At 55.9% G+C, this 12,480-nt stretch carries 9 protein-coding genes; 4 read left to right on the top strand and 5 right to left on the bottom strand.

The features are described from left to right. The first annotated feature begins 36 nt into the window (after positions 1 to 36). Entirely contained in the window at positions 37 to 1,323 is a 1,287-nt protein-coding gene (locus tag P3C52_RS17015; protein ID WP_275556122.1) for a dicarboxylate/amino acid:cation symporter, read from the top strand. Positions 1,324 to 1,795: 472 nt separating this feature from the next. Beyond that, positions 1,796 to 3,283, top strand: coding sequence for a pitrilysin family protein (locus tag P3C52_RS17010; protein WP_275556121.1), 1,488 nt, complete (start codon positions 1,796 to 1,798; stop codon positions 3,281 to 3,283). 309 nt (positions 3,284 to 3,592) lie between these two features. On the opposite strand, the gene P3C52_RS17005 is transcribed toward P3C52_RS17010, so the two are convergent. The 3 genes from P3C52_RS17005 to P3C52_RS16995 all read right to left on the bottom strand — a co-directional run bounded on the left by P3C52_RS17005 (position 3,593) and on the right by P3C52_RS16995 (position 6,486). Beyond that, positions 3,593 to 4,483, bottom strand: coding sequence for an alpha/beta hydrolase (locus P3C52_RS17005; protein ID WP_275556120.1), 891 nt, complete (start codon positions 4,481 to 4,483; stop codon positions 3,593 to 3,595). 379 nt (positions 4,484 to 4,862) lie between these two features. Continuing rightward, positions 4,863 to 5,504, bottom strand: coding sequence for a glutathione S-transferase family protein (locus P3C52_RS17000; RefSeq protein WP_275556119.1), 642 nt, complete (start codon positions 5,502 to 5,504; stop codon positions 4,863 to 4,865). A gap of 49 nt (positions 5,505 to 5,553) precedes the next feature. Next, positions 5,554 to 6,486 carry a sugar kinase gene (locus P3C52_RS16995; RefSeq protein WP_275556118.1) on the bottom strand — a complete coding sequence of 311 codons (933 nt, stop codon included), beginning with the start codon at positions 6,484 to 6,486 and terminating at the stop codon, positions 5,554 to 5,556. A 268-nt stretch (positions 6,487 to 6,754) separates the two neighbouring features. On the opposite strand from P3C52_RS16995, the gene pdeH reads away from it, so the two are divergent. Both pdeH and P3C52_RS16985 read left to right on the top strand, forming a co-directional pair. Further along, complete coding sequence (gene pdeH, locus P3C52_RS16990; RefSeq protein ID WP_275556117.1) at positions 6,755 to 7,528, top strand: cyclic-guanylate-specific phosphodiesterase; 774 nt, start codon at positions 6,755 to 6,757, stop codon at positions 7,526 to 7,528. A gap of 59 nt (positions 7,529 to 7,587) precedes the next feature. Further along, the gene (locus tag P3C52_RS16985; RefSeq protein WP_275556116.1) at positions 7,588 to 9,651 is read left to right on the top strand and encodes an AsmA family protein; all 2,064 of its coding nucleotides are present in this window, start codon (positions 7,588 to 7,590) and stop codon (positions 9,649 to 9,651) included. Positions 9,652 to 9,822: 171 nt separating this feature from the next. Here P3C52_RS16985 and P3C52_RS16980 read toward each other — a convergent pair whose 3' ends face one another. Together P3C52_RS16980 and yhjD are read right to left on the bottom strand one after the other, a co-directional pair. Continuing rightward, a complete protein-coding gene (locus P3C52_RS16980; protein WP_275556115.1) occupies positions 9,823 to 11,154 on the bottom strand; it encodes an MFS transporter in 1,332 nt (443 codons plus the stop codon). A 282-nt stretch (positions 11,155 to 11,436) separates the two neighbouring features. Then, positions 11,437 to 12,447, bottom strand: coding sequence for an inner membrane protein YhjD (yhjD, locus tag P3C52_RS16975; protein WP_275556114.1), 1,011 nt, complete (start codon positions 12,445 to 12,447; stop codon positions 11,437 to 11,439). Between the last annotated feature and the right edge of the window lie 33 nt (positions 12,448 to 12,480).

Below are 12,480 nucleotides of genomic sequence, written 5' to 3'. Positions count from 1 at the left end.
TACTCGTTCCCCACGCCGTCAACGGATACGCTTTTTATGAAAACTTCCCTGTTTAAAAGCCTGTATTTTCAAGTACTAACTGCGATTGCCATCGGTATATTGCTCGGCCACTTTTACCCGGAGCTGGGCGCGCAAATGAAGCCGCTGGGCGATGCGTTTGTAAAACTGATCAAGATGATTATCGCCCCGGTGATCTTTTGTACGGTCGTTACCGGCATCGCTGGTATGGAAAGTATGAAGGCGGTCGGGCGTACCGGCGCGGTAGCGCTGCTCTATTTTGAGGTTGTCAGCACCATTGCGCTGATTATCGGGCTGGTGGTGGTTAACGTTATTCAGCCGGGCGCAGGGATGAATGTCGATCCCTCGACGCTGGACGCGAAAGCGGTAGCGGTTTATGCGCAGCAGGCGGAACAGCAGGGCGTCGTGGCTTTCCTGTTGGATGTAATCCCTGGCAGCGTCATCGGCGCCTTTGCCAGCGGCAACATTCTGCAGGTCTTGTTGTTCGCTATTCTGTTTGGCTTCGCGCTGCATCGTCTGGGCGATAAAGGCACGCTGATTTTTAACGTGATCGAAAGCTTCTCGAAAGTGATTTTCGGCATCATCAATATGATTATGCGTCTGGCGCCCATTGGCGCGTTTGGCGCGATGGCCTTTACGATCGGGAAATATGGCGTCGGTTCGCTGGTACAGCTGGGCCAGCTGATTATCTGTTTCTATATCACCTGTATTCTGTTTGTGGTGCTGGTGTTAGGCACCATTGCCCGCATTACCGGCTTTAACATCTTCAAATTTATCGCCTATATCAAAGAAGAACTGCTGATTGTGCTGGGCACCTCCTCGTCGGAATCTGCCCTGCCGCGCATGCTGGATAAAATGGAGAAGCTGGGCTGTAAAAAATCGGTCGTCGGGCTGGTTATTCCAACCGGCTATTCCTTTAACCTCGACGGCACCTCAATTTACCTGACGATGGCGGCAGTATTTATCGCGCAGGCCACTAACAGCCATATGGATATTCTGCACCAGATTACGCTGCTGGTGGTGCTACTGCTCTCGTCGAAGGGCGCGGCGGGCGTCACCGGTAGTGGTTTCATCGTGCTGGCGGCGACACTGTCTGCGGTGGGCCATCTGCCAGTGGCAGGGCTGGCGCTGATTCTGGGCATCGACCGCTTTATGTCCGAAGCGCGTGCGCTGACGAACCTGGTCGGTAACGGCGTGGCGACGGTGGTGGTCGCCAAGTGGGTCGATCAGCTGGATGAAAAACAGCTGCGTGATACGCTCTCCTCATCGAAAAAAGCGAAAAAGCTGCCGGACGCCTCCGTCTGATTATCGATGTAACGCGAAGCTGATAACCGTCGCGCTCAAGGGACGCTGCCTGCATAAGGCCGCGTCCTTTTTTATTGTTGGAATGCTTATCGAATCGGCCAGAGCCGGACGCTGGCTTTACTGATAAAAACATTAACCCGACAGCTTCTGAGCGGAATCAGTGGGGAAAAAAGCATTAAAGTTACAAAAGTTTGCAAAAAAAGTTTTTCTTCGTCCGTTGCCGCTTGCCCTTGTAGCAGGCATTTGCATAATAAAGCCCACACAGACTGTGTAAGGTCACTGCGCCCGGCACCGTTCCCGGCGTAACAGCACGTTTCACATTCATTTTTATAATAATTCGCTTCGTTGTGTGACAACCTCGCATTTGCGTGGTCAAACTAGCGGTGCGTCTGCTGAGCTATGCTCGTGGACGCCTTGCCCGACCATCGCACGTCATCAATGAGTTTAAGTTGGTAATTGAGTAGGGGTTCACATGCAGGGCACCAGAATTCGTTTGTTAGTTGGTGGGTTGTTGCTGGCGGCCGTCAGTGGCACATTGCAGGCTGAAACACTACAACCCGATCCTGCCTGGCAGCAGGGAAAATTAGATAACGGCTTTAAATGGCAGTTGCTTAGCACGCCGCAGCGCCCCAGCGACCGCGTGGAAATTCGCCTGATGGTGAATACCGGCTCGCTCATGGAAAATGCCCAGCAAACCGGCTTTAGCCATCTGCTGCCGCGCCTGGCAATGGTGCATAATACCGCGCTCGATCCGGCGCAACAGCGCGCGCTCTGGCAGCAGGCTATGGATCCCGGTCGCCCTTTGCCGCCCGCCGTCACCTCATATGAATTTACGCTGTACAATCTTAGCCTGCCCAATAACCGTCCTGAGCTGTTAAAAGATGCGCTAAGCTGGCTCTCCGCCACGGCAGGAAAAATGGCGATTAACGATCAGGTGGTCAATACCGCCATCGGCGCTGACGATCCCATCGCTAGCTGGCCGCCAAACCCGCGTGACGTCTGGTGGCGTTACCGGCTGAAAGGTTCCACCCTGCTGGGACACGATCCCGCCGAACAGCCGAAAGCGCCAATTGATGTCAATCAGCTCAGCAGCTTCTATAAACAGTGGTATACGCCCGATGCGATGACGCTGTTTGTGGTAGGCAACGTTGATAGCCGCTCCCTTAGCGAACAGATCAATAAAGCTTTTTCCTCGCTGGAAGGCCGACGCGAAACGCCTGCGCCGGTGCCGACGCTTTCTCCTTTGCCGCCGCAGCCGGTTACCCTGGTGAATCCCAGCCTGAAACAGGATCGGCTGTCGCTGATCTGGGATATGCCGTGGCAGCCAATTCGCGATTCGCAAAACCTGATTCGTTACTGGCAGAGCGATTTAGCGCGTGAGGCGCTGTTCTGGCACGTGCAGCGCGTCTTAAGCGACAGCAAAGCGCAGGGCGTACAGGTTGGGTTTGATTGTCGGGTACTTTATCAGCGCGCGCAGTGCGCGATCAGCATGGATTCCAGCGCCGAGACGCTGGAAAAGAATATGAACCTGATTGCGCGTGAGTTAGCCAGCGTACGCGATCACGGCCTGCCGCAGTCGGAGTTTGACGCGCTGATGGCGCAAAAAACCGTCGAGCTGAATAAGCTGTTTGCCACTTACGCGCGCACTGATACCGATGTGCTGATGAGTCAGCGCTTACGTTCGCAGCAAAACGCGGTCGTGGATATTGCGCCGGAGCAGTATCAGAAATATCGCCAGGATTTTCTTAACAGCCTGACGCTGGCGGCACTGAATCAGGAACTGCGTCAACAGCTCTCGCAGGAACTGACGATGGCGCTGATGCAGCCGCAGGGCGAGCCGGAAGCGAATATGAAAGCGCTGCATGAAAGCTGGCAAAAAATTATGGCGCCGCCGCCTGCGGTGATCGCGCCGGAAGAGGGCAAAGTCGAGGTATCGGATATACCGGCGCCGCAGTCGTAACTCTGCGCCGGAAAGATTATTGCCCTCGTTGCGGTTATAAACGCTGTATCAGAGCCGCTGTTGCCGGTGCCGTAGTCGTAAACCCGGCACCGATAATCTCTCTTGCTGGCGATTCGACAGCACGGCAAACGGATGGTCTTCAGCGCCTCTGTGGCGCTATCGACAGTTCCAGAGAATGTTTCTTAGCGTGCCTTGCTTTCTCCCCAGGCTGCCGTCAGGCAGCCTTTTGCTTGTCTGCTTTAAACTACCGACTTTGCCGGGGGAAATGGCTTGTTGCCCGGTAGTATCGCAGGCTAAAGAAAGTTGCCGTCAGGCCGCCGTGACAGCGGTTTTCTTCGCCCGCAGCCATTCCGTTACCAGCATCGGCCAGCTGGCCAGCGGTGAATCGGCGAGGTTGCGCATGCCGAAACCGTGGCCGCCGCGCTCATAAAAATGCAGCTCTACCGGCACCTTCTGTTCACGCAGCGCGCTGAAAAAAGCCATGCTGTGAGTGACTGGCACGCTCTCATCATCGACCGCATGAATTAACAGTACCGGCGGCGTTTCAGGCGTTACGCGCGTTTCCAGCGAGTAAGCCTCAAGCGTTTTATCATCCGGCCACTCTCCCAGCAGGCGCTGGCGTGATTCCGCATGCGCCATGCCGTCGCGCATGGTAATCACCGGATAGACCAGCACCAGCGCGTCCGGGCGTGCCGAAAGCTTGTCGGCATTATCCTGCGGCGGATAAAGCTTTTCACTAAAGCGGGTGCCAACGCTGGCGGCAACGTAGCCGCCGGCAGAGAAGCCCATCATCACGATGCGTTTACCGTTGAGACCACGGGCGGCACGGTCGCGCAGCACGCGCACCGCACGTTGTGCATCGGCTAACGGCGCATCGGCGCCTTCATGATGTCCATCGGTGGGCAGACGATAGGTCATCACTGCCAGCGTATAACCCATGGCGGTGAAAAACGTCGCCAGCGAGCTGCCTTCGGTATCGATCATAATGCGCGCAAAGCTGCCGCCGGGCGCCACCAGCAGCGTAGTGCCGTTGGATTCTTCTGGATACCAGATCGCCAGTTCAGGACAGCGCACACCGGAGGCCGCGCGGTTATAGGGTTCAAACTCTTTGGCTAAGTCGATGATTTGCGGTTTTGCCGTTGACTGGCTGGCTCCGGGCGCGTCGCCGTGCGGCCAGAGATTGAAAATTTCTGCTTTCATAACCTGTCCTGATGAGCGTGTGATTTGAGTGCCGGAGCCGTATCGCAATGGATAAAAGCCAGGCGGGCGTTATTAATGATTGGCGTTGGGAGGCATTCGCGTCCAGTGTTTACTGTGCGCTAACCGACAGAATCAGAATTAGCCTGGCGGCGGAAAAATGATTTGCCTTAGTGGTTAATAATCAATTGTTTTGATGTAAATGGCGGGGGATTTTGCGGGCGTGCAATCGGAGTGAGAACGGCTGGTTTTATTGAAAACAGTGGCACCTTGCCTGACTGTTTATCAGGCAATGCCTGATGGCGAGTTATACAAAGTCATGAAGTGCGGATCTAAAAACCGCCCCGGTTGGCGGAGCGGTTCAGGGAATAATAGTTCGTGGTTACCAGTTACGCAGCTCGTCGTAAGGCACCATCACATGCTCCTGATAGGCCGGACGCTGCGTTAGCCGCTGATAATATTTTTCCAGCGCGGGCAGGGATGGACGGGTAATCTCCAGCGTGTAATAGCGATAGAGCAGCGTACCAAACATAATATCCGCCACCGTCAGCCGGTCACCCGCCAGATAATCGTGCTGCGCCAGCCGATCGTCGGCAATTTTCAGCAGCTTCGTCAGATTTTCCAGCGCTTGCGCAATCGCCTGCTGATCACGATCCTGCGGCGCGACAACAAATACTGGCCAGAAAATCGGACGGATAAAGCTGACGTAAACGCTCGACTTCGCCCATTCAGCCCAGACATCGATCGCGGCCCGCTCCAGCGGCGCTTGCGGCCAGAAGGCGTCGCCGCCGTAGCGAGCCGCCAGATAGCGGACAATGGCGGCAGACTCAAACAGCGGCGGGCTGTCATCATCGCGCAGTACCGGCACCAGCCCGTTGGGGTTCATCGCCAGGAATTCCGGCGTATGGTTACCGCCATACTTATGACCGATGTCGATGCGCTGATAAGGCAGCCCCAGCTCGCCAATACACCACATGACGGCCTGTACATTTGACGACGTTTTACGACCCCAAACCTTAAGCATTGCTTTACTCTCCTGAGCGATAGCGGAGCGTACAGCATAAACCCGACTTTTAGCGCGGCATAGCGCTGAGCGGAATAATTGCGCCGCGATGCTGAATCACCGTGCTGGCGGTCAGATGTCCGCGCGCCGCCGCCTCTTCCGGGCTGCCGCCGCATAACCGCACCGCCAGATAACCGGCGCTGAAAGAATCCCCGGCGGCGGTAGTATCGACAATCTTCTCTTTTTCCAGCCGGACAGCCGGCACTTCCAGCAGCGATTCATCACTCAGCGCCACCAGACAGGCGTCCGCGCCGCGCTTAATCACAATCTCGCTAACGCCTGCGGCGCGCGTGCGGGCAATGACCTGCTCCGTCGGCGCGTCGCCCCACAGGACGGTTTCATCATCCAGCGTCAGGAAAGCAATATCGGTGCAGGCGAGCATCGCCTGATAAGCCTGTTGGGCTTCTTCGCGGCTCGACCAGAGACGCGGACGATAGTTGTTATCAAAGATCACTTTGCCGCCGTTGGCGCGGCAGGCGGTCAGCAAGTTCATCAGCTTTTGACGATCTTCCGCCGTCAGAATGGCCAGGCTGATCCCGCTCAGATAGAGATAGTCGAACTGCATCAGCTGCTGGCAGATCGCCTCCGCCTGCGGGCTTTGCAGCCAGAAGCGCGCGGCGGCCTCGTTGCGCCAGTAGCTAAAGGTGCGTTCGCCGTGCGCGTCGGTTTCAATCACGTACAGGCCGGGCAGGCGATTTTCCAGACGTTGTACCAGATCGGTGCGTACGCCTTCCTGCTGCCAGGCGGCGAGCATGTCATTGCTGAAGCTGTCGTTGCCCAGTGCAGTGACATATTCCACCGTCAGCTGCTCGGCTGACGTTTGTCGCGCAATATAGACGGCGGTATTCAGCGTATCGCCCCCGAAGCCGCGCTTCAGCGCTTCGCCCTGCTGGGAAAGCTCGATCATACATTCGCCGATTACCGCAATTTTTTTCCCTGCCATCCTGTTGACCCTCCTGTAATAAAAGACCTTAGTCTCCACCGAGCGCGACGGTGAGTCAATATTTTAAAACGGTGTTTTAATTTAGGTTAAGGCGCTAATTTGCTGATATAAGCGGCGATAAAACGATAAATCACCACGTTATTATTACGATTGAAAAGAATACCGGCTGATAAAGTGAAGGGCTTCAGCGTGGCGGCAGGCATCGAAAAACTCTTTTAGCACGCCGCGCCAGGCTAAGGAACAGAGCCTGACCACCAGGATACTAATAATGATGATGAATAAAATTAGTCATCGGCTTCCTTCCTCAATTGTCATGCAGCAACGTCAGGAACAGCGGCACTACTGGCTGTCATGCCAGCGTATTTACACCTTTCAACCGATTTATCAGGTTACGGGCCGCCTGATGGCAATTGAGCTGCTGACTGCGGTAACGCATCCTTCCGCGCCGGGTCAGCGTCTGTCGCCGGAGCGCTATTTTGCCGCATTAGAAACTTCCCAACGTTTACATGTCATTCGGGAACAGCTGGAGCTGCTAAGCCGCTGGACGCATTTTTTTGCCGATTCCGATATCGTCGCCTCGGTCAATATTGACGGGCCGACGCTGCTGGCGCTTCAGCATCATGCGCCGCTGCGCGCGCTCATTGCGCGTCTGCCCTGGGTGCGTTTTGAACTGGTCGAGCATCAGGTGCTGCCGCAGGAAGAAATGGTGGCGCAAATGCCGGAGCTGGGCGCGCTGTGGCTGGATGATTTCGGCGCAGGTATGGCGAACTTTTCGGCGCTGACGGAGCTGAGCTACGATTATATTAAGCTGGCGCGTGAGCTGTTTGTTTTGCTGCGCAACAGCGAAGAAGGACGCAATCTGTTTACCATGTTGCTGGCGCTGATTAACCGCTACTGCAAAGGCGTGATTGTCGAAGGCATCGAAACCGCCGAAGAGTGGGAGCAGGTGCGTAATTCGCCCGCATTCGCCGCTCAGGGCTATTTCTTCGCCCGCCCGCAGCCGTTCAACCAGCTGGAAACCCTGCCGTTTCAGCTTCCCTGACACCGTTTTTCTGCCGCTCTACTATCTTTACCAAATAGATTGCAGGTAAGGAGACGAAGATGTCACGTGCAGGAAAAATTACCAGCTGGGTGATTGGGATTTTTTGCTTGCTGGTTGTCGTGTTGGTGGTGATTATCGCCACCTTCGATTGGAATCGCCTGAAGCCAACCATCAATCAGAAAGTCTCAACGGAGCTGAATCGACCCTTTGCGATTCGCGGCGACCTGGGCGTGGACTGGGTACGCAACCGTGAAGAACCAGGCTGGCGCCGCTGGGTGCCCTGGCCGCAAATCCATGCTGAAGATATTGTGCTGGGCAACCCGCCCGATATTCCTGAGGTCACTATGGTGCATTTGCAGCGCGCCGACGCCACGATTTCTCCGCTGGCGCTGCTGCATAAAGAGATTTTTATTCCGTGGATTAAGCTACAGCGGCCGGACGCCAGGCTGATCCAAACCGCCGATAAAAAGAACAACTGGACCTTTAACCTCGCCAACAGCGACCAGCCCGAAGAGGCGAATCAGCAGCCTTCCGCCTGGTCATTCCGTCTGGATAATATCCTGTTTGACCAGGGCCATATCGCCTACCGCGATGCGGTGAACAAAGCGAACGTCAAAATGGAAGTAGATCCGCTGGGCAAGCCGGTGCCGTACGGTCAGGTAGCCGGCGGTGACGATAAACAGAAGGGCGCGGCGGATTTCGTTTTCGGCTGGCGTGCCAGCGGCACTTATAACAATCAGCAGCTCGAAGGAAGCGGCAAACTGGGCGGCATGCTGTCGCTGCGCAGTAAAACCACGCCGTTCCCGGTGCAGGCCGATGTGCGTAACGGCACCACGCGGGTGGGCATTACCGGCAGCCTGCAGGATCCGTTAAACCTTGGCGGACTTGATCTGCGCGTGCGTTTTTCCGGCGATACGCTGGCGAATCTCTACGAGCTGACCGGCGTGCTGTTGCCGGATACGCCGCCGTATGAAACCGACGGCCATCTGAAGGTGAAATTCGGTGAAAAAGATAATGCCGTTTACCGCTATGAAAACTTTAACGGTCATATCGGCGACAGCGATATTCACGGCACGCTGACCTATACGCAGGGCAAACCACGTCCGAAGCTGAGCGGCGAAGTGGTATCGCGCCAGCTACGCATGGCCGATTTAGGCCCGCTAATCGGCGTCGATTCCGGTAAGGGCAGCGAAAAAACTAAAAGCGGCGAAGCGAAACGCGGTGAAACGACCAACCAGCCAGCCGATCGCGTACTGCCTCACGACCGTTTTGATACCAAAAACTGGGACGTGATGGATGCTGACGTGAAGTTTAGCGGTAAGCGTATTGAACACAGCAGTTCGCTGCCGTTAAGCGATCTGTATACCCACCTGGAGCTGAAAAATGGCGATCTGCTGTTGGATCCGCTGCGTTTCGGCGTGGCGGGCGGCAACATTAACTCGACGATTCGCCTGGAAGGAAGCAAAACGCCGATGCGTGGCCGCGCCGATCTGCATGCGCGTCGGCTGCATTTGCGTCAGCTGTTCCCCGACGTTGAGGCGATGCGCAGCAGCATGGGCCAGCTGAACGGCGATGCGAAGCTGAGCGGCACCGGCAACTCGGTCGCCGATCTGCTGGCGACCAGCAACGGTGATATGAAACTGCTGATGAACGATGGCGTAATCAGCCGCAGCCTGATGGAGATTGTCGGTCTGAACGTGGGTAACTACGTGGTCGGCAAGCTGTTCGGCGATGACGAAGTGCGTATCAACTGTGCAGCGGCCAATCTGGATGTGCGCAACGGACTGGCGACGTCACGGCTGTTTGTGTTTGATACCACCAACGCGGTGGTAAACCTGACCGGCAACGTTAACTTCGCCAACGAACGTATGGATCTCTCCATTAACCCGGAAAGTAAAGGCGTGCGTATCGTTACCCTGCGTTCACCGCTTTACGTGCGCGGCACCTTTAAAAACCCGGATGCGGGCGTGAAAGCAGGGCCGTTGCTGGCTCGCGGCGCGGCCGCCGTCGCGCTGGGCACGGTGCTGACGCCAGCCGCCGCGCTGCTGGCGCTGATTTCACCCAGCGATAACGAAGATAACCAGTGCGTTAATGTGCTGCAGCAGATGAAAAACCAGAAGTAAACGACGGCTATTGCGGCTTAATGGCGTGACGGTGGAAAAGGCCAGCCGCCTTTTCCACCCTGCTGTCAGCTAACGGCCTGAAGAGTACGAAGAGATTTTATCGGGCTGAAGTGAATAAAAAAGGCGTCCTCAGGACGCCTTTTTACCATCAGTAAAATGTGGGTTGCCGTATCAGGCTTCATACAGCGTCTGATGGCGCGTCTCTTTACAGGCGATCAGCGCAATCAGCGTTAGCAGCGCCATGGAGGCCAGATAGAGTCCGACAGCAAACAGCCCGTAGTGCGCATTAAGCCAGGCGGCGATATAAGGCGCTACCGATGCGCCGAGAATCGACGACAGGTTGTAAGAGAAAGAGGCGCCGGTATAACGCACTTCAGTCGGGAACAGCTCCGGCAACAGCGCGCCCATCGGCCCGAAAGTCAGGCCCATAATGCTCAGGCCGAGCAGCAGGAACAGCATCATCATGGTCTGGCTGCCGCTTGCCATCAGCGTGGGGAACAGCAGGCCGAAAACCAGAATGCCGAGCGTAATGACAATCATGGTTTTACGGCGGCCAAAGCGATCGGCCAGCACGCCAGCAATCGGCACCATCACGCCAAAACCGATTACCGCCACCATCAGCATCCACAGCAGGCTGTTACGTGAGAAGCCGAGGCCCGCCGGAACCGGCGCGGTGCCGTAGCTCATGGAATAAACGGTCATAATGTAAAACAGCGTGTAGGTTGCCAGCATAATAAAAGTGCCGAGAACGGTCGCGCCCAGGTGTTTGGTCAGCAGCGTACCAATCGGGATGCGCACCTGTTTTTTCTCTTTTTGCACTTTGGCAAACACCGGACTTTCATGCAGCGAAACGCGTACGTACAGGCCGATAATCACCAGCACCGCCGACAGCACGAAAGGGACGCGCCAGCCCCAGTTCATAAACTGGTCGTCGGTCAGCAGCCAGGAGAGCAGCAGGAAGGTGCCGTTGGCAAAGAAAAAACCGATCGGCGCGCCGAGCTGCGGGAAAGAGCCGTACAGCGCGCGTTTTTTCGCGGGCGCGTTTTCCGTCGCCAGCAGCGCCGCGCCGCCCCATTCACCGCCGAGGCCCAGCCCCTGGCCGAAACGCGCCAGCGCCAGCAGCAGCGGGGCGAAAACGCCGATGGTGTCGTAGCTGGGCAGCAAGCCGATCACCACGGTAGAGATGCCCATCGTCAGCAGCGAGGCGACCAGCGTTGCCTTACGTCCCACGCGATCGCCGAAGTGGCCAAAGAGCGCAGAGCCGATAGGACGCGCGACAAAGGCGATAGCAAAGGTTGCCAGCGACTGTAGCGTTGCGACGGTCGCATCGCCCTGCGGGAAGAAAATATGAGGAAAGACGATAACCGCGGCGGTGGCGTAAATATAGAAATCAAAGAATTCAATGGCGGTACCCACCAGCGATGCAATGACCACCTTACTGCGCGAGTTAACCTGAGCGTTGTCGTTTTCACTGTCGAGTGTTGGAGCGATGGATGCTTGCATAATTGTTTCTTATTTGTAAACCGTGACAAAGAATCTTACGCACTGCATCAGGCGGGTTCAATGGTGAAAAGCCGCGCCGTAGCTGGCTTCAGCGGGCGAAAAGAGGATAATTTTTAACATTAAAGCTTTATCGGCGAATGGCAGGGCGAACGGACATTTTTCTGGCGAGAATCACTGCAAAACGGGGAAATAAAAGTGAGGCGTTAGTTATTCATGCTGGCTTCTGGTTAAATTTTGCGCACGGCGCGGCATTTTCCTCTACTATGCCGCGCCGTGCTTGTTCTACTTGTGGGACTTACGGCGTAAATCCAGCTGCGGATCGTTTTTATAATTGGCGGTGGCGATCCATGCGGCGCAAAACAGAATCAGGCGCGCAAAGAAGTAGAAGAACGCCATCAGCCCCAGCACCGAGCCAAAGGCGGCGCCGGAGGGCGAGGCGGCCAGTTTCGGCAGCGTCATGGTCATAATAAATTTAATAATTTCAAAGCCGATCGCGGCGAGCAGCGTACCGCGCAGCAGCGCTTTCTTATGAGGGCGATGGCGCGGCAGAATCCACAGGATCCACAGAAACAGCAGGTAGTTGGCGCAAATAGAAATTGAGATCGCAATCAGCGTCCACACCGGACGCAGCCATTCAATTCCATCCAGTCCCAGCGCCCGAACAATCGCATCCTGGGCGGAACCGGCAATGGAGGTGAGGGAGAGCGTAATAATCAGCGCCAGTACCAGGCCGGTCAGCGAGATAAAGTCGCGGGTGTATTTAAAATAGATTTTCTCCTTGTCCTCTTTGCTGCGCTCAAACTCATCCCGCGACTGGGCGCGAATCGCCTCGCGCAGGTTGCCCATCCAGCTGATCCCGGAATAGAGCGCCACCAGCAGACCGGTAATGCCGACGGTGGTGCGTTGCTCAACAGCGGTTTTCACCGTATTTTTCAGCGTGCTGGCTAAGGTCGGATCGCTGATGCTGTTGGCAATACGCTCAATCAGCTCATTCAGCAGCGTAGGATGCGAGGCCAGTACAAAGCCGACCGCCGCAAAAGAGACCATCAGAATTGGAATCAGCGACAGAAAAGAGAAATAGGTAATGGCGGCGCCAAACTGGCTGCCGAGGCGATCGTTAAAACGCTCCCCGGCGCGAATAAAGTGCGCCACCGCCGGAATCGCCTGAAACCAGCTGACAAAGCGCGACACGCGACTAATAGAGCGATCGACCGTATGGTTGCCGGTTTTAATATTAATCAGCGGTTTATCTTCTTTCTGCCGCTCAGGAGGCGGGTTATTGTTGTCCGTCATCAACCGGGATCATCCTTCTGTTTTAAGCTTCAG

The sequence above is a fragment of the Mixta sp. Marseille-Q2659 genome (genome assembly GCF_940807255.1).
Classification (GTDB): domain Bacteria; phylum Pseudomonadota; class Gammaproteobacteria; order Enterobacterales; family Enterobacteriaceae; genus Mixta.
Note: the sequence above shows the minus strand (reverse complement) of the source record. Positions and strands in the feature narration are given on the sequence as shown.